We start from the raw sequence: 21,017 nt of genomic DNA on the forward strand, positions 1-21,017 counted from the left end.
GGCATGAGTGAAAAAGCAATCCTGAGCTGCCGCAACCTGGGCAAATCCTATGAGGAAGGCCCGGAATCCGTGGTGGTGCTGGCCAACCTGCAACTTGAGCTGCACCCCGGCGAGCGCGTGGCGATCGTCGGCAGTTCCGGTTCCGGCAAAAGTACCTTGCTCAACCTGTTGGGCGGCCTCGATACGCCGTCCCAGGGCAGTGTGTGGTTGGCCGGTGAAGAACTGTCGGCCTTGAATGAAAAGGCCCGCGGCCAGTTGCGCAACCGTTCGCTGGGTTTTGTGTACCAATTCCACCACCTGTTGCCGGAATTCACCGCCCTGGAGAACGTGTGCATGCCGCTGTTGATCGGCAAGACCGCCATTGCAGAAGCGCGCCAGCGGGCCACGGCCTTGCTGGAACGCGTCGGCCTGGGCCATCGCCTGGAGCACAAACCGGCCGAGCTGTCCGGTGGCGAGCGTCAGCGCGTGGCAATCGCCCGTGCCTTGGTGAACAACCCGGGCCTGGTGATGCTCGATGAGCCCACCGGCAACCTGGACTCGCACACGGCCCAGGGCATCAAGGACTTGATGCTGGAGCTGAGCACCCAGATGCGCACCGCGTTCCTGGTGGTGACCCATGACATGAGCATGGCCCGTCAGATGGACCGTGTACTGCATCTGCAGGAAGGTCATCTGGTCGCTATCTGACCTGTTGCAAGCCCGTGTTCTGAAACCGGGCTTTTTCATTTTTTCAGGCGGTGCAAGCGAATGTTCAGACCGTTATCGATTTTCATCGGCACGCGCTATACCCGCGCCAAGCGCCGCAACCGTTTTGTCTCGTTTATTTCGATGACCTCGATGATCGGCCTCGCCCTGGGCGTGTTGGCGATGATCGTGGTGCTCTCGGTGATGAACGGCTTTCAGCGTGAAATGAGCTCGCGCATCCTGGGCATGGTGCCCCACGCCACCATCGTGGGCGTGAACCCGATTGACGACTGGCAACCGGTGGCCGCCGCTGCACTGAAGAACCCGCAAGTCACCGCGGCGGTGCCCTTCACACAGATGGACGGTATGTTCTCCTACAAGGGCGCGATGCAGCCGATCGAGATCAGCGGCGTCGACCCGGCCCAGGAAGGCAAGGTGTCGATCGTCGCCCAGCATATCGTGCGCGGCAAACTGGAAGACTTGAAAGCCGGCGAATTCGGCGTGGTGATCGGCGACATCACCGCGCGTCGTTTCCGCCTGAACGTGGGCGACAAACTGACGTTGATCGTGCCGGAAGTCAGCACCGCGCCGGGGGGCATCACCCCGCGCATGCAGCGCTTGAACGTGGTGGGTATCTTCAAGGTGGGCGCCGAGCTGGACGGCTCCATGGCGTTGATCAACAGAGCTGACGCGGCTGAGATACAGCACTGGCAACCGAACCAGGTACAAAGCGTGCGCCTGGCGGTAACGGATCTGTACGCGGCGCCCAAGGTTTCGGCGGACGTCGCTGCCAGCCTCGGCGCCGGGTATAAGGCGGATGACTGGACCCACACCCAGGGCAGCCTGTTCAGCGCCATGAAGATGGAAAAGACCATGATCGGCCTGTTGCTGCTGATGATCGTCGCCGTGGCCGCGTTCAACATCATCGCCACCCTGATCATGGTGGTGAACGACAAGGGCGCGGACATCGCGATCCTGCGCACCATCGGCGCCACGCCGCGCCAGATCATGGCGATCTTCATGGTGCAGGGCACGGTGATCGGCGTGGTCGGCACCTTGATCGGCGGCGTGCTGGGCGTGATTGCGGCGCTGAACGTGAGTGAACTGGTGGGCTGGCTGGAGCGGGTGAGCGGGCAGCATATCTTCAGTTCGGATGTGTACTTTGTCAGCAACCTGCCTTCGGAATTGCAAGGCGGTGACGTGCTGCTGATTTGCTCGGCGGGGTTTGTGTTGAGCTTTCTGGCGACGATTTACCCGGCGTATCGGGCGGCGAAGATTGAGCCGGCGCATGCGTTGAGATATTCGTAATAGTTGAGACCGCTATCGGGGGCAAGCCCCCTCCCACAGTGGCCCTCATTTACAGGAAGAATGAGGTCAATATGTGGGAGGGGGCTTGCCCCCGATAGGGCCGGCCCAGCCAGCATCAATCCCCCTTGGGCAACTCGATCACAAACCGCGCCCAGCCCACCTCGGATTCACAAAAAATCCGCCCCCCATGTGCCCGCACAATCGACTGGGTAATCGCCAACCCCAGCCCCGCATGCTCGCTGCTGCCTTCGCGACGCGCCGGATCGGCCCGGTAAAAGCGATCAAACAACTTCGGCAGCACCTCTGCCGGGATGCCTTTCCCGCTGTTCTCCACCGTCAGCCTCACACCCCGTTCATCCTCTGCCAGGCGCACCCGTACTTCACCGCCCGCCGGGGTAAACCTGAGGGCGTTTTCCAGCAGGTTGGACAAGGCCCGGCGCAACATGCCGCGATCACCCGTTGTGTGGGCCTGGCCTTCGCACCCCAGTGACACCTGCGCGTCTTCGGCCAGCAACGCAAAAAACTCCAGCACTGCCTCAACCTCATCGGCCAACGCCAACGGCTCACTCTTGGGCGTGAGCAAACCGTGATCGGCTTTGGCCAGGTACAGCATGTCGTTCACTAACTGCGCCATCCACTGCAACTCCTCCAGGTTGCTGTGCAGCGCTTCGCGGTAATCCTCCAAGGGGCGCGGCTGGGTGAGGATGACCTGGGTCTGGGTCAGCAGGTTCGACAGCGGTGTGCGCAGTTCGTGGGCGATGTCGGCGGAGAACGCCGAGAGGCGCTGGAACGCGTCGTCCAGCCGGCCCAGCATGGCATTGAAGGTCTGCGCCAGCTCCGCCAGTTCCGCCGGCATTTGCTGCTGCGGCAAGCGCTGCGTCAGGGAGTGCGCGGACACCCCGGCGGCGACTTCGCCCATGCGCCGCAAGGGCCGCAACCCGCTGCGCGCCGCCCAGGCGCCGAGCAGTGCGGTGGCCAGGGCCGAGAGGCCGACGGTCAGCCAGATCAGGCGCTGCATGCGTTGCAGGAAATGCTGGTGGTGGGTGATGTCGAGTATCAGGGTCAATTGCGCTGAGCCGGGTTGCTCAGGGTTCAATGGAGCGTTATACACGCGATAGGCAGTGCCTGCGTTTTGCAGGCTGTGCAGGCCGGGGGCATCGGGCAGCGCCATGCCCGGCGCATCGTCGAGCCAACGCTGGCCGGCCGCGGTGATGCGTAAGGTAAGGTCGGGTTGATGGCTGAGGTCGGCGCGCAGCTGGGGTTCGCGTTGGGCGAAGGCCTGCGGCGAGTCGACGCCCTGCAAGGTACTGCGCAGCGCCACCAGCTTGCTGTCCAGTTGCTGCTGGTCCAGCTCGATGAAGTGCGCCTCACTGGCGTGGTTGAACAGCACGCCGGCCAGCAGCGAGACCACGGCGGTGCAGCCGGCAAACAGCAGCGCCAGGCGGCTGGCGAGGGACAGGCGCTGGATCACGTGAAACGCTCCTCCAGTACGTAGCCCATGCCGCGTACGGTGTGGATCAGCTTGTTGGGATAAGCATCGTCGACTTTCAGGCGCAGGCGGCGAATCGCGACTTCGATGATGTTGGTGTCGCTGTCGAAATTCATGTCCCAGACCTGCGAGGCGATCAGCGACTTGGGCAGCACTTCACCCTGACGGCGCAGCAGCAGCTCCAGCAGGGAGAACTCCTTGGCGGTGAGATCGATACGCTGACCGCTGCGTTCGACACGGCGGCGGATCAGGTCCAGGCGCAGGTCGGCCAGTTGCAGGTGGGTTTCCTGCGGCGCACTGCTGCCACGCCGTAACAGGCTACGCACGCGGGCGAGCAGTTCGGAAAAGGCGAACGGTTTGACCAGGTAATCGTCGGCCCCCAGTTCCAGGCCATGCACGCGGTCCTCCACTGCGTCGCGCGCGGTCAGGAACAATACCGGAATGTCCAGGCCGGCACTGCGCACCGCCTGCAGGATTTGCCAGCCATCGCGACCGGGCAGCATCACATCGAGGATCAACAGGTCATAGTCGCCGGTCAGCGCCAGGTGCTGACCGGTGGTGCCGTCGGCCACCAGTTCCGTGGTAAACCCCGCTTCGGCCAGGCCCTGGCGCAGATAATGGCCGGTCTTCGGTTGGTCTTCGACAATCAGCAGTTTCATTCAAGGCTCTTGGTAGTCGGGTACAGGACTATGTAGGAGCGAGCTTGCTCGCGAAAAACGCCAACGATAACGTGGGCTGTCTGACTTAACGTGTCGTGCTTAAGCCCTTCGCGAGCAAGCTCGCTCCTACAAAAAACATCGGGCTTTATACCGTGGGTTTCAGGGTATGGGCGCAACCTGACAAAGTTGTAATCTAGCAGTCAGTTGGCTGGCAGCGAGGCCATCTTAAAGTGCCATTCAAACGAGTCACCCATTTTGGAGCGTGAAAGATGGCGTTGCGTACACCTCTGTTCCTGGCCGGCTGCCTGTTGGCGCTGAGCTTCGATGCCATGGCCGATGCGGCTCACGCTTATGCATTCGGCCAGCCAGCGGCGGCTGATAAAGCCACGCGCACGGTGGAAGTGGTGCTGCAGGACATTTCTTTTTCGCCCACGTCTCTCGACGTCAAGGCCGGTGAGACGGTGCGTTTTGTGCTGATCAATAAAGGTCGGTTGCTGCACGAGTTCAACCTCGGCGACGCGGCCATGCACGCCGCACACCAGAAGGAAATGTTACAGATGCAGGCCAGCGGCATGCTCACGGCCACCGGTATGGGCGAAATGGACCACAGCAAGATGGACCATGGCGCCATGAAACACGATGACCCGAACAGTGTGCTGGTCGAGCCCGGCAAAACCGCCGAGCTGACCTGGACGTTCTCCAAGGCTACCGGCCTTGAGTTCGCCTGCAACCTCCCTGGGCATTACCAGGCGGGCATGGTCGGCAAACTGACCGTTGAGTAAGGCGTTCCTTAAGGGCGGGAGCAAAGGCTGGTAGACTGGCGCGGTTTATTTAGCCAGGTTTCCGCCATGCATCCCGCAGCCGAACATTCGCCGCTGGGCAAGTCCAGTGAATACATCTCCACTTACACCCCTTCGTTGCTGTTCCCGATCCCTCGCGCCGCCAAGTGGGCTGAGCTGGGCCTGAGCGCCGAGACCTTGCCTTACAAGGGCGTGGACTTCTGGAACTGCTTCGAACTGTCCTGGTTGCTGCCGTCCGGTAAGCCGGTGGTGGCCATCGGTGAATTCAGCATCCCGGCCGACTCGCCGAACATCATCGAGTCCAAGTCGTTCAAGCTGTACCTCAACTCGTTGAACCAGACCGCCTTTGCCGATACGCAGCGCCTGGAAGCGACCTTGCGCGAGGACCTCAGTGCTGCCGCGGGCAAGCCGGTCAGCGTGCGCATTCGCAGCCTGGCCGAGGTCGAGGCTGAAGGGGTGATGGCGCTGCCGGGCGTGTGCATCGACGAATTGGATATCAACGTCAGCAGCTACGAGCACCCGCGTCCGGAATTGCTGCGCTGTGATGATTCGCGCGTGGTGGAGGAGAGCGTGCACAGCCACCTGCTCAAATCCAACTGCCCTGTTACCAGCCAACCCGATTGGGGCAGTGTGGCGGTGGAATATCGCGGTGCGGCGCTGGATCACGCCAGCCTGTTGGAATACCTGGTGAGCTTTCGCCAGCACTCGGATTTCCATGAACAGTGCGTGGAACGCATCTTCCTGGACCTGCAGCGTTTGCTCAAACCTGAGAAATTGACCGTGTATGCGCGGTATGTGCGGCGGGGCGGGTTGGATATCAACCCGTATCGCAGTACCGAAGACGTGGCGTTCCAGAACGTACGCCTGGCGCGTCAGTAGCTTTCACGCAAAACAAATGTGGGAGGGGGCTTGCCCCCGATAGCAGAGGTTCAGGCACAGATACTGTGACTGACACTCCGCTATCGGGGGCAAGCCCCCTCCCACATTTTGCTTTTGTGCCGGACTTGGGTTCAGGTTAGATGCCGATGTTGCCCAGAGTGGTCATGATATTGCGCAATGCCGCAGAAATGACGGGGTGCTCAGCGTCGAACTCTATGGCCGCTTGATTCACGTCGTCGGAGATGCTGGGCGTCTGGGTGGCAGGTTCCAATTCCAGTTGCACGTCGAATCTGGCAATCAGCTCTTCAAGTGCTTGACGTTTTTCAGCGGGCAACTCTGGATTATCTTCCAGCTGCTTGCGCACGATATCGGCCTGCTGTTGTAACTTCTCGCGATCAGGCATGACATTCTTTCCTTTTATCGATAGGCACTGGCATAGACCGCGGCACGCCGAGAAAGGTCTACGGGCTGGATTGTAGATTAATCCACGGCGGCCAAGCGTGCATGATCTCGATCAGGGCTTCTCGCCTTTGAGCCGGCGCAGGCGGATGTCGGCCAGGCAGGTGCCGAGTTCACCGAGGTGATCAATGACAGAGTGCACGCCCAATCCATAGAGTGCCACGGTGGCCTTGCCGCGTTTGTGCTCGCGTTCCTTATCGCTCAGTGCCTGCCACTGCTGCGGTGCCACGCCGCAGAGCGAGCCGCAGGAGGCGAGGCCAATGGTCCACAATCCCGCATTCAGACCCGCTTGCAAAAGGCGCGGCTCGCCGCTGACCAGTACGCAGCCCTCCAGACGTGCGATGTTCAGCTCCATCAAGGCGTGCCAGCAGGCGTGGGGCGCCGGCCAGCGGATGGCGCAGGGCGAGGCGGCCTTGAGCCAGGCGGGCAGGGTGGCGGCCAGCGGCGTTGTGATGGAGGCGGGCAACTCATCCAGCCAGGCGCAGGGCACGCCTTGCTCCTTCAGGCTGCGCAGGATTTTCAGCGCCCCAGGTGTGGCCTGGGAGTCGGGAGAGGGGGCGTCGCTACGGGCCCGGGAACCGAAATCCACCAGGCAGCCACTCAGCCCAAACAACACGGCGGTCAACGCGGGGGCAGTGGCGACGGCTATCTCGGCATGTGGCATCTGAACGTCCCTGAAATAGTTGCAACGCTATCGGGGCGGCATGACAGGTGCATGACATCGGTGGAGTTTGTAGGAATTTTGTGCAAATCATGAAAGTCGTTTCCTTGCGACTGCCTAAATCGACACTTCCGTCATATACTGACGGCCTTATTCAGGGCATAGCGCCCATGACAGACCATCCAAGGAGCAAAAGCTATGCGCTGGAGCCAGTATTTCGCTCAGCTGTCGGTGTGTGCCACCGTCCTGTTGGCACCGTTCGCCGCTCAAGCAGCGACGGAAGACGACCCATGGGAAAGCGTCAACCGCCCGATCTTCACCTTCAACGATACCGTTGACACCTACGCCCTCAAGCCACTCGCCCAGGGCTATCAGTTCGTCACCCCGCAATTCGTGCAGGACGGCGTTCACAACTTCTTCCGCAATATCGGCGATGTCGGCAACCTGGCCAACAACGTTCTGCAGCTCAAGCCGCACAATGCTGGCGTTGACACGGCCCGTCTGCTGGTCAACACCACGTTTGGTGTACTGGGCTTCATTGATGTCGGCACCAAAATGGGGCTGCAGCGCAGCGACGAAGACTTCGGCCAAACCCTCGGCTACTGGGGCGTCGGCAGCGGTCCCTACGTGATGATCCCGTTGCTGGGCCCAAGCACCTTGCGTGACGCGCCGTCCAAGTACGTGGACAGCTACACCCAACCGTACCGCTACATGAACGATATCGGCTGGCGCAACAGCACCTTCGGCCTGAACATCGTTGATGTGCGTGCCAGCCTGCTCGACAGCGAAAAGCTGATCAGCGGCGACAAGTACACCTTTATCCGTAACGCCTACCTGCAGAACCGTGAGTTCAAGGTCAAGGACGGCAAGGTCGTCGACGACTTTTAAGCTGTGACGTTTTGAAATAAAAAAGGCGACCCGTGCAGGTCGCCTTTTTTATGCGCGCTGATCAGCAGACCTCTGATCGTTCCCTCGCTCCGCGTGGGAATGCATCCCGTGACGCTCCGCGTCACCATTGCGCAGAATTTCTGGTTTATGCACTTAAAGCAGGACGCGGAGCGTCCCCGGCGGCATTCCCACGCAGAGCGCGGGAACGATCATGTACTGTCGCCTTTTTTTGTGCGCGCTATCAGCGCATTTTCAGAATCTTCAGGCCCAGGTGCTGCTCATCGCCTGCGGCCTTGGTCCACACCACCTCGGTATCGGCCTCAAGCCCCGTGAGTGCAGCGTGCTCTGAATCGATGCGCACGGTCAGCAAGTCGCCCACGCTGAACTGGCGAGGTGCCTGCACCTGCATGCCGGAGCTGGAAAGGTCCAGGCAGACCCCTGCAATCTCCTGCCCGGCGTGGATCAATGACACATCGGCATCCACCCGCATGCGGATGAAATCGCGTTTTTCGGCGTGGTCGCGCTCATGTTCGCTCACAGCATCCATCCTTACTTTGCGTTGTGGTGGTGAGCGTTCTTATAACTCCCGGTGATTTGCGGTGTAAAGACGTCCGGCGACCATCGGCATGAGCTTGAAACCCCTCACGGATGGGAGTACCGTCTGCGCCTTAGAAGGGCACCTCTGCTTTACCGTTGTGCATGGGCTAAATCCCAATGCTTTGTAGGACAGAGAGGCTAGAAAGCGAATCCAGTACGTGAGCCCGGCCATTGTCGAGCCGCCTACGCCAACCTAATTCTGGCGCCGTTTGCCCACATGCAAAAAACCAGTGCCACGCTGCTGATAATCGATGACGACGAAGTAGTGCGCGCGAGTCTCGCGGCCTATTTGGAAGACAGTGGCTTCAGCGTCCTGCAGGCCGGCAACGGCCAACAGGGTCTCCAGGTATTCGAGCGCGACAAGCCCGACCTTGTGATCTGCGACTTGCGCATGCCCCAAATGGGCGGCCTTGAGCTGATTCGCCAGGTGACCGAGCTCGCCCCGCAGACGCCGGTGATTGTCGTGTCCGGTGCCGGGGTCATGAATGACGCCGTTGAAGCCCTGCGCCTGGGTGCCGCCGATTACCTGATCAAACCCCTGGAAGACCTTGCCGTGCTGGAGCACTCGGTGCGCCGCGCCCTGGACCGTGCACGGCTGCTGGGGGAAAACCAGCGCTACCGCGAAAAGCTCGAAACCGCCAATCGCGAACTCGAAGCCAGCCTGAACCTGCTCCAGGAAGACCAGAACGCCGGTCGCCAGGTGCAGATGAACATGCTGCCGGTCAGCCCGTGGACCATTGACGAGTTCAAGTTTGCCCACCAGATCATCCCGTCGTTGTACCTGTCGGGTGATTTTGTCGACTATTTCCGTGTGGACGAGCGACGTGTGGCGTTCTACCTGGCCGACGTCTCCGGCCACGGTGCTTCCTCAGCTTTTGTTACCGTGTTGTTGAAATTCATGACAACGCGGTTATTGTTTGAATCCAAGCGCAACGGTACCTTGCCGGAGTTCACCCCCTCCGAGGTGCTGGGCCACATCAACCGGGGCCTGATCAGCTGCAAGCTGGGCAAGCACGTGACGATGGTGGGCGGCGTGATCGATGAAGAAACCGGTCTTTTGACCTACAGCATCGGCGGTCACCTGCCGATGCCGGTTTTATACACTCCAGACAGTGTGCGTTACCTGGAAGGGCGTGGTTTGCCGGTGGGCTTGTTCAATGAAGCCACCTACGAAGACCACATCCTGGAACTGCCGCCGACCTTCAGCCTGACGCTGATGTCCGACGGTATCCTGGACCTGCTTCCAGAGCCTACACTCAAAGAGAAAGAAGCCGCCTTGCCCCAAAAGGTCAAGTCGGCGGGCGGCAGCCTGGATGGTCTGCGGCAGGTTTTTGGATTGGCCACGCTAGGGGAGATGCCGGATGATATCGCCCTATTGGTGTTGAGCAGGAATCTTTGATGAGTACCGGAAGAATCCAATTCGCCGAGCAAGACGGGACCTTCGTCCTGAAGTTCGTCGGTGAAGTGCGCCTGACCCTGTGTTCGGCGCTGGATGCGACGATTGAGCGGATCTTCACAGCGCTGAACTTCTCGGCGATTGTGATCGATCTGACCGAAACCCGCAGCATCGATAGCACCACCCTGGGCCTGTTGGCCAAGTTGTCCATTCTGTCTCGGCAGAAGGTTGGCCTGTTGCCGACCGTCGTCACCACCCACGAAGACATCACCCGGCTGCTGCAGTCCATGGGTTTTGACCAGGTGTTCAACATCGTTGACCGCCCGATCCCGTGCCCTGAATGCCTGACCGACCTGCCTTCCCAGGATCAGTCCGAGGAAATCGTACGGGTCAAGGTGCTGGAAGCGCACAAGATTCTGATGGGCTTGAACGAGTCCAACCGCGAAGCCTTCCACGACCTCGTCAACGCCCTCGAACGCCACTGACCCCCACTTTTGAAATGCAATCAAAATGTGGGAGGGGGCTTGCCCCCGATAGCGATGTGTCAGTTATGAATAAGCTGGCTGACACTCTGCCATCGGGGGCAAGCCCCCTCCCACATTAACCTGCGACAGGCTTGAAACCGGCGCCCACAAAAAAGGGCGGCACCCGCCAAGGTGCCGCCCTTTTTGCCGTCTTCGCTTTTACAGCTTGGCCGACAACAACGCCTCCAGCTTCTCCTGGTCCCGAGCAAACTGACGAATCCCCTCCGCCAGCTTCTCAGTCGCCATCGCATCCTCGTTGGACTCCCAACGGAACTGCGCTTCAGTCATGTGCACCCGCGCTTCACCGGCATGGCCTGGCGACAACTTGCGTTCCAGCTTGCCTTCATCGGCCGCCAGCTTCTCCAGCAAGTCCGGGCTGATGGTCAAGCGATCGCAACCGGCCAGCTCCTCGATCTGGCTCAGGTTACGGAAGCTCGCACCCATCACCACGGTCTTATAGCCATTGGCCTTGTAGTAGTTGTAAATACGCGTCACCGACTGCACGCCCGGGTCATCGGAACCGGTGTAGTCGTTGCCGTTGGCCTTCTTGTACCAGTCGTAGATACGGCCCACGAACGGCGAGATCAGGAATACACCCGCTTCAGCACACGCCACGGCCTGAGCGAAGGAGAACAGCAGCGTCAGGTTGGTCTGGATGCCTTCTTTTTCCAGCTTTTCCGCGGCGCGGATACCTTCCCAGGTGGAAGCGATCTTGATCAGCACACGGTCACGGCTAACGCCGGCCTTGTCGTACAGCTCGATCAGACGGTGCGCACGCTTGAGAATCGCGCCTTCGTCGAACGACAAGCGGGCATCCACCTCGGTGGAAATACGGCCCGGCACCACTTTCAGAATTTCCTGACCCACCGCCACCGCAAAGCGGTCGCTGGCCAGACCAACGTCGCCGTTGCAGTCCTGCACACACTCATCCAGCAACTTGGCATAGCCCGAAATCGACGAGGCCTTGAGCAGCAGGGAAGGGTTGGTCGTAGCGTCTTGCGGTTTGAGTTTGGCGAGCGTGGAGAAATCGCCGGTATCGGCTACAACGGTGGTGAGTTGCTTGAGTTGTTCCAGCTTGGAAGTCATGGGCGTGCTCTGTCCTGTGGGTCTGATGACATTACCCGAGCGCTGGCAGGCGCTCAAGGGCGCAAATGCGTTAGGTCGTTTGCGAGGGCAATAACCTGAAAACAGCCGTTTGAATGGCGGCCGTACTGCTCAATAGGAGGCCAAAACCGTTGGCAGGTTCAACCCAATTGCCCGATAGCGCCTTCATAGCCACCGAGATCTCCCCTGGCACACACCGGACCCAATGTGGGAGGGGGCTTGCCCCCGATAGCAATGTGTCAGTCAATCCAAAACTATCTGACCCTCTGCAAGCCAACCATTCACCGCCCTTCCAACAGCTCCCCAGCCTGATCCAGCAATGCCAACGGATCCGCCGCCTTATGAATATCCACCGACAACAACTGCCTGAACTTGCGCGCCCCGGGGAACCCGGTACCCAACCCCAGCACATGCCGAGTAACGTGATGCATCGTCCCACCACCGGCCAAATGCTCAGCAATGTACGGCCGCAACTGCGTCAACGCCTCCGCCCGGCTAATCACCGGCGCCTCACTGCCAAACAACCGCTGATCCACCTCCGCCAGCAGATACGGATTGTGATAAGCCTCCCGCCCCAGCATCACCCCGTCAAACGTCTGCAAATGCTCCTGGCACTGCTCCAACGTCTTGATCCCACCGTTGAGATTGATCTCCAACTCCGGAAAGTCCCGCTTCAACTGCCCCGCCACGTCATACCGCAACGGCGGAATGTCGCGATTCTCCTTCGGCGACAACCCCTCCAGAATCGCAATCCGCGCATGCACGGTAAAACTGGTGCAACCCGCGTCCTTCACCGTGCCGACGAAATCACACAGCTCGGCATAACTGTCCCGGCCATTGATGCCGATACGGTGCTTCACCGTCACCGGAATCGACACCGCATCGCGCATCGCCTTCACGCAATCGGCAACCAGGGTAGGGTGGGCCATCAGGATCGCGCCGATCATGTTGTTCTGCACACGGTCGCTGGGGCAGCCGACGTTCAGGTTCACTTCGTCGTAACCGGCGGCCTCGGCCATGCGGGCGCAGGCGGCCAGATCGGCGGGAACACTGCCGCCCAACTGCAGCGCCAAGGGGTGCTCGGCTTCGTTGTGACGCAGGAAGCGCTCGTGATCGCCATGGAGGATCGCGCCAGTGGTGACCATCTCGGTGTAGAGCAGGGCGTGCTTGGAGAGCAGGCGCAGGAAGTACCGGCAGTGGCGGTCGGTCCAATCCATCATCGGGGCGACGGAGAAGCGGCGGGAGAGAGGAGCGGATTGTAGGGGCATTGGGGGTCTGAGCTAGCGGGCAGAAAGGCGAGCAGTTTATCAGGGATGCTTGTCAGGTACCCGGCGGGTTCTCATGGCTAGTTACTTAATCTTGAGTGACACCTGGAGCGTGTGCCGGGTAGGGTCTCGACGTAAACCTTGTGTTGGCTATTTATTGTGGCTACGATAATTTATGCAGATTACCTATGATCCAGCCAAAGACGCTCGCAACGTTTCAGAGCGTAGTCTTCCATTTGCGCTGGTGCGAGACTTTGAATGGTCTACTGCTTTGATCCTGGAGGATGATCGATTCGACTACGGCGAGCGTCGTTATCGGGCGATGGGGTACATAGGGGATCGGCTGTATGTCGTAGTGTTTACCCCACGGGGTGATGCGGTCCACGTCATCAGCTTTCGTAAAGCCAACAAACGGGAGGTCAAAAATTATGACCAAGAAACCCAGTCCTGAAATGGTCGATACGGCAAACCCCGAATGGTCGGCCGAGGACTTTGCCAAGGCCAAACCAGCCAGCGAAGTGCTTGTTGGGTTGTTTGGCAAGGCTCAGGCGAAGGAAATGCTCAAGCCAAAGCGTGGCCGGCCAAAGTCGGCTGCGCCTAAAGAACACGTGAATGTTCGTTTTGATGCTGAGGTGCTGGAGAAATTCAGGGCTTCTGGACCGGGCTGGCAAACGCGAATGAACGCTGCTTTGGCCGATTGGCTCAAGACGCATACGCCGGATGAATTGAAGGCTTAGTCGCCAGAGATTATTGCCAAAACAATTAGCCGCCTGTGAGAAGGTTTTTGCTGTCTGATGATTAGCTTTGTTTCGGTAATGGGAGAATAGGGTTCAGACCACCATTATTGGAAACGAGAAATAGGGGGCAGACCACCATTATTGAAAACGTGCTCTGACCCTGTTCTCCGAATCGGCCGGTCGCCGTGAGACGTGTCTGGGAGTGAATCGTTTGCTTTTCCTCTGCCAACTCAAAGTCGGGTATCGTGGTCTGACCCCTATATCTGCGGAGCCCCTGTCGTGCGTTGAATATTGTGGTCTGACCCCAATATTCCTCGGGCTTGTGGTTTTTGCTGTTTATGCATACAGTATTTTTGTCTTTTAGGCTATTCTGGATACGTCGCTACTCGCGGTACGCAGCGCTAAGTGACACTCGGCTCCGCTGGCTATGCAGAATTTACTAACGCTCGTATGATGAAGTCTTTTTGCTATCACGCGCTTTCAAAATAAAACGTGATTATCTCATTCGCTAGGAGCACGTATGGATACGAAAGTAAATTTTGCTGTAGTACACGAACTGGTTAAAGAACAATATAAAGATATTCTTGATTCTAATATTCGAAATGTTGTCTTTGATTTAGCTGTCCCAGCGGTATCGAAGCTGATAGAAGGTGCAGTAGGTATATACGGCAAAAAAAATAACAACGCTCACTATGGTACTTTTGCAAAAAAAACTGCAAGCGAGTATCCGAAAGACTTTCATGCATATTTTTCTCGGCCCGATCTTGTAGAAAAGTCATTCATGGAGCTGACGCAATCTGCAATGGCGGAATTGCACGCGACTGCAAAACCACTGCCAGCTGCTTCTGGCGGGTATATTTTGTTTGTAGACTATGAAAGTGCTCAAGGTCGGTTTTTTTTGATAGCTATGCTTAAAAAGCGAGACGGTCTGCGCCTAAATGAGAATTTAGAACCAGAGGAATTGATTGAGCTTGATTTGAACAGCCTTTATCAAGCTGCGCGAATAAATTTCGAGCGTTACGGTAAATATGTGGCAGCTGATGAAGGTGAGCGTCTTGAGTTAAACTACCTAAGTTTCTTAAGTCAGACATCGGGTCGTTCGGCGGCGGGTTATTTTGTTAATTCTTTAGGGTGTATGGTCGGTAGCGCGTCCTCCCAATCGACTAAGAACTTAATTTTGGAAAGCACACAGTTTTTTAGAGAAAGGCCAGATCTTTATCCGCATCGATTGGAGATGAAAGACCAAGTGTTACATTACTTGGACAAGAAAAGGGAGTCAGGTGACTCTGTCAAGCTAACTGAAGTTGAAGCTATAGCCAGGCAGTTTTTCCCCGCTACCTACGAGGGGCAAGCAGATGATCTGGCTGGTGAGTTTGTAGCACATTTAAATAGCGAGGCTGTAGGGGTTCCAGTTGAGTTTCCGCTCAGTAAAGCAATGTTGCAGAAATATACCCATGTTTCTTTTAAGGCTGAGAATTGGCAGTTAAAATTTGATCGAGATGCATTAGGTGAGGATGTCAATTCTGAGGTTCTTTTTTTAGAAAAGGATCGCAAATTGATACTTAATAACTTGTCAGAGGAAGCTGTAGTAGTCATACGTGCTGCCATCAATGAAAAGAAAGATGAAAAGGTGAATAAGTAAAATGGCTTCCTCCGTGAGATTTGCAAAGGCCTATCGTGCTTTGGGTAAACCAAAGCTGCAAACGAAAAGCTCGTTCTGCTTTCTTGCGGAGCAGTTCAACGCGGAGGTAGGTCCTGCAGTATTGGAGCTTGTTGCGTCACAGACCGGTCGGTTTGATGAGATTCTGATTGATGGAAAAGAAATTGATGCCGCTACAATCGAGATTCCAGACGTTTGGTCAAAATTTGAATTTACTTATAAGCTAAGTAGCACTGGCGAGGCTGACGTTTATCAGGGCTTCCAGCAGTTGCTGATTGAGTGTAAGGCAATTGCGCGCGGTAAACTTCCAAAAGAAATATATCTAATTGATGAAGATGTTTGTTCTCAAGGAGAAGAGTTTTTAGATTCCCGTTTAAGGAATCTTAATTCCATTTGTCAGCTGATCGTGTGTCTTGCGGATCTTGCTCATTATCATGATGAGAAGTTGAGAGGTGAAGAGTATAAGCTCATTTTTGTTGAGGATGATGGAGCTAAAGGCGCAAAAACCATAGCTTTGCAACCAAGTATAGATTTAGAGCTATTGAAATATAGCGTAAATTCAGATTTACTTACTACTCTTTTAGAGTCAAATTTTGATAAGAATCCACATCTTGTTAAAGAGCGATCTATTTTCCGAGCTTCGCTTGTGGAGTTTTCTAAAGATTCAGCTGATGCGAGAGAAAGATTTAAGTTTTTGGTTTTAAGGTGGGATGAGTTTTTAAGACTTTATAATAATAATTTGGATACTTACTTGAGTGGCTTTTCCTTTCATAAGGCCAAGCAGGAAGTTGGTTCGGCTGAGTTGAGTATTGCGGATCAATTGTCAAAGCTAATAAGCGATATTAGTGGTAAGGTTTTGAGTATTCCTATTTCGCTAGTTATCTTGATTGCCATTGCAAAAGCTGAAAATGTGTTTGAGAGTACTATTTTGGTACTGGGTGTTACACTCACTTCTTTTATAATGGCTGAGACTATCGCTGCACAGAGACTGCAATATAAACGAATCTGTCACTCAAGAATGCTGTTGTTTTCCTCCCATGAAAAAAAGATTGAAATTTATCCTGAGGATCTTAGGGTTTATTTACGATCAGCTATTCGTGGACTAAAAAAGAACGAAGGGGTGCTGGGGCGATCTCTTTGGGCACTTAGATTTTTGGCTTGGATTCCTGCTATCGCAGCTGTGTCTCTACATTCGTTTATTTATATAAACGAACTTGACGCCTCTTGGCGTAACATAATGGTTGCCGCACAAGAGCTATTTGGAAGGACGTTTTGTTTGTGATGTTTGTGATGTTTGTGATGTTTGTGATGTTTGTAATCGTGCGTGGATGTGCTCAGGTAGACTCAGTAACTATCGCTCTTAAGGTAGAGATGTTCAGTGCCCAAAATTAGTTCGGTAAAACAAGCTGAGTACAGCTCTCTATGATGTATGAGAAACTTCCCACACTTTTCTCAGCTTGCCGCTCAGCCCCCCCCTAGCTAACCTCCTCAAGCCGCTGCCAATCCAGCGGTCGGATGTGGAAGTCCGTACCAAGCTAAGACGCAATCGTCACAAACACCTATCGGCGTTTTTTTACGTCTGTATCATGTGTTTCGGCGGCTGTGCGCGGGGCACTTCGGTGCGCCGGGTCCTTAGCCCTGGTCTTCCACACCTGCGTACAGCTGCCACCTCTCATGTGGAAGTGAGACTGGTAGTTCCTAAATAGTTAAGGAGCTTTGCCATGTACAAGGTCACACCTAATCCGCCTTTTGCTTCAAACGCTGCATCTTCTGATCCCAAGCTTCAAGCCGCAGCCCAGCGGGCAATCCATCATCACCTGCCCCCATCCGACGGCGCTACCTCCGTCGACCGCCCAAGCAACAACCTCTTCCTCGTCAACCCAACCCTCGACCCGGAAACCCTCCTCGCCAACGCCGCTGAAAACCTCGCGTCCGCCACCGAAATGGCCGCCACCTTGGCGTTCAACCTCGACGACTCCCAACGCGCCATCGCCCTGGGCATTCAGCAGCTAATCGAGTTGAGCGCGTTGCTCGTTGACCGAGCCCAAGAGCAAGTCGCCCCTGTAGCCGGTGCGACCGCAGCCTGACAACCCAACCCGCCGCCTTACCCCAAGGCGGCAACCTGAACCCATGCTGTCCCGCAGCGAAGTTTCATAATTCCCTGCGCCGTTGAGGCCTACGATTCCCTGCAAGAGAGGACCCCAGCGTCTCCAGCCTACAGGGAACTGAGACCATGATTTCGAACCTCGTCAAAGTCGTGATGATCACCGGCACGTTGTTGTTGAGCGCTTGTTCCTCTTCACCCGCGGTGAGCAGTGACCCGTGCTTTTCAGGCGGATGTCAGGCATTCGGCGACCACAGCCCCAACAAAGTCACCAGGATGAATTTTGGTGGCAGTGGGCTGGGCAGCAGTTATGGAGAGTATGGATCGGGGTTGTTGCATGATGATTGAGGGGGGTGAGGCAGTCACTGGTGTGGTGACTGGCTCATTGCTATCGGGGGCAAGCCCCCTCCCACATGGGATCTATGATCGGCGCGAGACTTGTGGCGTTAGTTGCCGCCCTTCATACGGCGCGCGATCAGGTAGAGGCCCAATCCGATCAGGGCTGTTACCGCGCCGATGTAGCCGGTGCTGGTCCAGCCAAACCCAGCGGTAATCGCCATGCCGCCAAACCACGGCCCCAGCGCGTTGGCCAGGTTGAACGCGGCGTGGTTGGACGCTGCCGCCAGGCTGGGGGCTTCGTGGGCGATGTCCATCAGACGGATTTGCAAGGGCGCGGCCAGGGCGATCATGGTGCCGACCAGGCCGATGCCCAGCAGTACGCTCCACAGCGAACTGGCGGCGAAGGTGAAGAAGATCAGCACGGCCATCGACCACACCAGAATCCAGCCCACGGCGCGAAATTGCATGCGGTCGAACAATTTGCCGCCGGCGATGTTGCCGATGATGCCGCCCAGGCCAAACGCGGCGAGGCCGAACGGAATCCACTGCGGCGACACTTTGGTCACTTCCAGCAGGGTTGGCGCCAGGTAGCTGAACACGCAGAACATGCCGGCAAACCCGATCGCGCCGATGGACAGTGCCATCCACACTTGGGGTTTGGTGAAGGCGCGCATTTCCTTGCGCGGGTCGCTGCGTTCTTCATCGTGGCGGTGGGGGACGAATTGCCAGACCAGTGCGATGGTGCACAGCGCGATGACGCTGACCAGCGCGAACGCCGAGCGCCAGCCCAGGTGTTGGCCGAGGAAGGTGGCGATGGGGTTGCCCAGCAGCATCGCCAGGGTCAGGCCCATCATCACCCGGGCCACGGCGCCGGCGCGTTTGTCGCTGGGTACCATGCTGGAGGCGACCACGGCGGCGATGCCGAAGTACGCGCCGTGGGGCAGGCCGCTGATAAAGCGGAAGGCTACCAGCGAGCCGAAGCTGGGGGTGAAGGCGGTGGCGAGGTTGCCGAGGGCGTACAGGCCCATCAGCAATAACAGCATGTGTTTGCGCAGCAGTTTGGCGCCGAGGATGGCCAGCAGCGGGGCGCCAACCATCACGCCCAGGGCATAGGCGCTGATGGCGTGGCCGACTTGCGGTTCGCTCAAGCCCAGGTTCTGGGCGATGTCGGGCATCAGGCCCATGATGGCGAATTCGCCGGTGCCGATTGCGAACGCGCCCACGGCCATGGCCGCTTCCATTTTGGCGGCACTGCGCGCGGGCAACACGTGCCCGGGTGTTTGCTGGATAGACATGGATTGCTCTGTTGGATGAGGTGCACGAAAGACAATCGCCGATGCTACGCATGCGACGGTGAGGGTGTCTAGAACAGCCAGGTCCAGCAGAGTTCCAGGCCTGTGACCCCACGTCGCGGCTGGCCGCCTTGACACCCGTGGGACAAATCCCGCGATTTAGCGGTGTCAATTGGCCAAACGGCGCATAAACGCGGTTTGGCGTGATATTCTGCGCGCCGTCCTGGTCTAGTCTTTCCCTGGTGCGTACACCCGTATACGTCCCAGCGGTTGGCTGTCGCCCAGGTAGCTGAAGCCAATAATGATAAGAAGTCAGCGCAGAAGGGACATAACAGTGAGGTCGATCCATCGGCCTTGTGTGCCCACCCTGCGGTCCTCATGTGAATGCGTAGACCCCGCGGTACGTTGCCTGACGTAGCGTGATCGAAGGTCACCCATGATCAGGGGCAGTAGGGCGGATGGCGTTTTATCATAGGTGCTACTGATGTTTAAGAAAGTAAACACTGCCCTGCTGGGGCTGGCTTTGTCGATGGGGATCACGTCCGTTCAAGCGGAAGAGGCAAAGAAAGTCGATGTGCTGCTGATCGGCGGCGGCATCATGAGTGCGACCCTGGGTGTCTGGCTCAACGAGCTGGAACCGGACTGGTCGATGGAAATGGTCGAGCGCCTCGATGGCGTGGCCGAAGAAAGCTCCAACGGCTGGAACAACGCGGGCACCGGTCACTCGGCCCTGGCTGAGCTGAACTACACCCCGGAAGACAAGAACGGCAACGTTGAGATCCCCAAAGCGGTCGAGATCAACGAAGCGTTCCAGATCTCCCGTCAGTTCTGGTCCTGGCAGGTCCAGCAGGGCGTGCTGAAGAACCCGCGTTCGTTCATCAACTCCACGCCGCACATGAGCTTCGTGTGGGGTGATGACAACATCAAGTTCCTGAAAAAACGCTACGAAGCCCTGAAGGCGAGCCCGCTGTTCGCCGGCATGCAGTACTCCGAAGACCCGGCGCAGATCGCCAAGTGGGTTCCGCTGATGATGGAAGGGCGTGACCCGAACCAGAAAATCGCGGCCACCTGGAGCCCGATCGGCACCGACGTGAACTTCGGCGAGATCACCCGCCAGTTCGTTGCCCACTTGCAAACCACCCCCAAGTTTGACCTGAAACTGTCGAGCGAAGTGCAGGACATCACCCGTAACGAAGACGGTTCGTGGCGCGTGAGCTACAAGAACCTCAAGGACGGCACCAAGACTGAAACCGACGCCAAGTTCGTGTTCATCGGCGCCGGCGGCGGTGCACTGCACCTGCTGCAAAAGTCCGGTATTCCTGAAGCCAAGGAATACGCCGGCTTCCCGGTGGGCGGTTCGTTCCTGGTGACCGATAACCCAACCATCGCCGAGCAGCACCTGGCCAAGGCCTACGGCAAGGCATCGGTCGGTTCGCCGCCAATGTCGGTGCCGCACCTGGACACCCGCGTGCTGGATGGCAAGCGCGTGATCCTGTTTGGCCCATTCGCGACCTTCTCCACCAAGTTCCTCAAAGAAGGCTCGTACCTGGACCTGCTGACCAGCACCACCACCCACAACATCTGGCCAATGACCAAAGTCGGTATTCGTGAATACCCACTGGTCGAGTACCTCGCCGGCCAACTGATGCTGTCCGACGACGACCGCTTCAAGGCGTTGCAAGAGTACTTCCCGAACGCCAAGCAGTCCGACTGGCGCCTGTGGCAAGCCGGCCAGCGCGTGCAGATCATCAAGCGTGACGAAGAGCAGGGCGGCGTCCTGAAACTCGGTACCGAAGTGGTCAGCTCCGCCGACAACTCCATGGCAGGCCTGCTGGGTGCATCGCCAGGCGCGTCCACCGCGGCTCCGATCATGCTGACCGTGCTGCAGAAAGTCTTCAAGGACAAGGTTGCAAGCCCTGCCTGGCAGGAAAAACTGCACCAGATCGTGCCAAGCTACGGCACCAAACTGAACGACAGCCCAGAAGCTGTTGCCAAGGAATGGGCCTACACGGCCGGTGTGCTGCAACTGACCCCACCGCCAGCGATCCCGCAACTGGCTGCTCCACAGGCCACCGAGGCTGCCAAGCCTGCGGCTGAGCCGAGCAAGCCGGCGTCCGATCTGGCGCTGTAAGCAACGCTCAAGTAAAAGCCCGCTGAACCGGTGACGGTCAG

22 protein-coding genes are annotated in these 21,017 nt (G+C 57.5%); 14 read left to right on the forward strand and 8 right to left on the reverse strand.

Annotated elements, in window-relative coordinates:
* Window positions 1–3 precede the first annotated feature (3 nt).
* Both lolD and SC318_RS07790 read left to right on the forward strand, forming a co-directional pair.
* The gene (lolD, locus tag SC318_RS07785; RefSeq protein ID WP_320430284.1) at window positions 4–687 is read left to right on the forward strand and encodes a lipoprotein-releasing ABC transporter ATP-binding protein LolD; all 684 of its coding nucleotides are present in this window, start codon (window positions 4–6) and stop codon (window positions 685–687) included.
* A 60-nt stretch (window positions 688–747) separates the two neighbouring features.
* Window positions 748–1,992, forward strand: coding sequence for a lipoprotein-releasing ABC transporter permease subunit (locus tag SC318_RS07790; RefSeq protein ID WP_320430285.1), 1,245 nt, complete (start codon window positions 748–750; stop codon window positions 1,990–1,992).
* 115 nt (window positions 1,993–2,107) lie between these two features.
* Here the strand turns inward: SC318_RS07790 and SC318_RS07795 are convergent, their stop codons facing one another.
* Complete coding sequence (locus SC318_RS07795; RefSeq protein ID WP_320430286.1) at window positions 2,108–3,463, reverse strand: heavy metal sensor histidine kinase; 1,356 nt, start codon at window positions 3,461–3,463, stop codon at window positions 2,108–2,110.
* Window positions 3,460–4,140, reverse strand: a complete 681-nt coding sequence (locus SC318_RS07800) for a heavy metal response regulator transcription factor (protein WP_320430287.1) — start codon at window positions 4,138–4,140, stop codon at window positions 3,460–3,462. Before SC318_RS07800 ends, SC318_RS07795 begins: the two co-directional genes overlap by 4 nt.
* A 269-nt stretch (window positions 4,141–4,409) precedes the next feature.
* Here SC318_RS07800 and SC318_RS07805 point away from each other — a divergent pair, with 269 nt between their 5' ends.
* Together SC318_RS07805 and queF are read left to right on the forward strand one after the other, a co-directional pair.
* Window positions 4,410–4,922, forward strand: coding sequence for a copper-resistant cuproprotein CopI (locus SC318_RS07805; RefSeq protein ID WP_320430288.1), 513 nt, complete (start codon window positions 4,410–4,412; stop codon window positions 4,920–4,922).
* Between the two features lie 66 nt (window positions 4,923–4,988).
* On the forward strand, window positions 4,989–5,819 hold the full coding sequence (gene queF / locus SC318_RS07810; RefSeq protein WP_320430289.1) for an NADPH-dependent 7-cyano-7-deazaguanine reductase QueF: 831 nt from the start codon (window positions 4,989–4,991) through the stop codon (window positions 5,817–5,819).
* 136 nt (window positions 5,820–5,955) lie between these two features.
* Here queF and SC318_RS07815 read toward each other — a convergent pair whose 3' ends face one another.
* The gene (locus SC318_RS07815; protein ID WP_320430290.1) at window positions 5,956–6,222 is read right to left on the reverse strand and encodes a DUF4404 family protein; all 267 of its coding nucleotides are present in this window, start codon (window positions 6,220–6,222) and stop codon (window positions 5,956–5,958) included.
* Window positions 6,223–6,333: 111 nt separating this feature from the next.
* A complete protein-coding gene (locus tag SC318_RS07820) occupies window positions 6,334–6,942 on the reverse strand; it encodes an HAD superfamily inactivated hydrolase PcrP (protein WP_320430291.1) in 609 nt (202 codons plus the stop codon).
* A gap of 195 nt (window positions 6,943–7,137) precedes the next feature.
* On the opposite strand from SC318_RS07820, the gene SC318_RS07825 reads away from it, so the two are divergent.
* Complete coding sequence (locus SC318_RS07825) at window positions 7,138–7,827, forward strand: MlaA family lipoprotein (protein WP_320430292.1); 690 nt, start codon at window positions 7,138–7,140, stop codon at window positions 7,825–7,827.
* Window positions 7,828–8,068: 241 nt separating this feature from the next.
* Here SC318_RS07825 and SC318_RS07830 read toward each other — a convergent pair whose 3' ends face one another.
* Entirely contained in the window at window positions 8,069–8,365 is a 297-nt protein-coding gene (locus SC318_RS07830; RefSeq protein ID WP_320430293.1) for a PilZ domain-containing protein, read from the reverse strand.
* 276 nt (window positions 8,366–8,641) lie between these two features.
* Between SC318_RS07830 and rssB the strand changes: the two genes are divergently transcribed.
* Together rssB and rssC are read left to right on the forward strand one after the other, a co-directional pair.
* On the forward strand, window positions 8,642–9,823 hold the full coding sequence (rssB, locus tag SC318_RS07835) for a two-component system response regulator RssB (protein ID WP_320430294.1): 1,182 nt from the start codon (window positions 8,642–8,644) through the stop codon (window positions 9,821–9,823).
* Complete coding sequence (gene rssC, locus SC318_RS07840) at window positions 9,823–10,305, forward strand: anti-sigma factor antagonist RssC (RefSeq protein ID WP_010212025.1); 483 nt, start codon at window positions 9,823–9,825, stop codon at window positions 10,303–10,305. Before rssB ends, rssC begins: the two co-directional genes overlap by 1 nt.
* Window positions 10,306–10,503: 198 nt before the next feature.
* On the opposite strand, the gene tal is transcribed toward rssC, so the two are convergent.
* Entirely contained in the window at window positions 10,504–11,430 is a 927-nt protein-coding gene (gene tal / locus SC318_RS07845) for a transaldolase (RefSeq protein ID WP_320430295.1), read from the reverse strand.
* 299 nt (window positions 11,431–11,729) lie between these two features.
* Entirely contained in the window at window positions 11,730–12,716 is a 987-nt protein-coding gene (gene dusA, locus SC318_RS07850) for a tRNA dihydrouridine(20/20a) synthase DusA (RefSeq protein WP_320430296.1), read from the reverse strand.
* 172 nt (window positions 12,717–12,888) lie between these two features.
* Here dusA and SC318_RS07855 point away from each other — a divergent pair, with 172 nt between their 5' ends.
* The 6 genes from SC318_RS07855 (at window position 12,889) to SC318_RS07880 (ending at window position 17,562) form a co-directional block, all read left to right on the forward strand.
* Window positions 12,889–13,164 carry a BrnT family toxin gene (locus SC318_RS07855; RefSeq protein WP_320430297.1) on the forward strand — a complete coding sequence of 92 codons (276 nt, stop codon included), beginning with the start codon at window positions 12,889–12,891 and terminating at the stop codon, window positions 13,162–13,164.
* Window positions 13,142–13,450: a BrnA antitoxin family protein gene (locus tag SC318_RS07860; RefSeq protein WP_320430298.1), complete on the forward strand. Its 309-nt coding sequence runs from the start codon at window positions 13,142–13,144 to the stop codon at window positions 13,448–13,450. The genes SC318_RS07855 and SC318_RS07860 overlap by 23 nt, the downstream gene beginning before the upstream one ends.
* 520 nt (window positions 13,451–13,970) lie before the next feature.
* A complete protein-coding gene (locus SC318_RS07865; protein WP_320430299.1) occupies window positions 13,971–15,092 on the forward strand; it encodes a nucleoid-associated protein in 1,122 nt (373 codons plus the stop codon).
* 1 nt (window position 15,093) lies between these two features.
* Window positions 15,094–16,392 (forward strand): hypothetical protein, encoded by a 1,299-nt coding sequence (locus SC318_RS07870; protein ID WP_320430300.1) that lies wholly within the window; start codon window positions 15,094–15,096, stop codon window positions 16,390–16,392.
* A 439-nt stretch (window positions 16,393–16,831) separates the two neighbouring features.
* Window positions 16,832–17,197 carry a DUF6124 family protein gene (locus SC318_RS07875; protein WP_320430301.1) on the forward strand — a complete coding sequence of 122 codons (366 nt, stop codon included), beginning with the start codon at window positions 16,832–16,834 and terminating at the stop codon, window positions 17,195–17,197.
* 146 nt (window positions 17,198–17,343) lie between these two features.
* Window positions 17,344–17,562, forward strand: coding sequence for a hypothetical protein (locus tag SC318_RS07880; protein WP_320430302.1), 219 nt, complete (start codon window positions 17,344–17,346; stop codon window positions 17,560–17,562).
* A 98-nt stretch (window positions 17,563–17,660) separates the two neighbouring features.
* Here the strand turns inward: SC318_RS07880 and SC318_RS07885 are convergent, their stop codons facing one another.
* On the reverse strand, window positions 17,661–18,848 hold the full coding sequence (locus tag SC318_RS07885; RefSeq protein ID WP_320430303.1) for an MFS transporter: 1,188 nt from the start codon (window positions 18,846–18,848) through the stop codon (window positions 17,661–17,663).
* A 481-nt stretch (window positions 18,849–19,329) separates the two neighbouring features.
* Between SC318_RS07885 and mqo the strand changes: the two genes are divergently transcribed.
* On the forward strand, window positions 19,330–20,976 hold the full coding sequence (mqo, locus tag SC318_RS07890; protein WP_320430304.1) for a malate dehydrogenase (quinone): 1,647 nt from the start codon (window positions 19,330–19,332) through the stop codon (window positions 20,974–20,976).
* Window positions 20,977–21,017 lie beyond the last annotated feature (41 nt).

The organism is Pseudomonas sp. MUP55, assembly GCF_034043515.1.
GTDB lineage: Bacteria > Pseudomonadota > Gammaproteobacteria > Pseudomonadales > Pseudomonadaceae > Aquipseudomonas.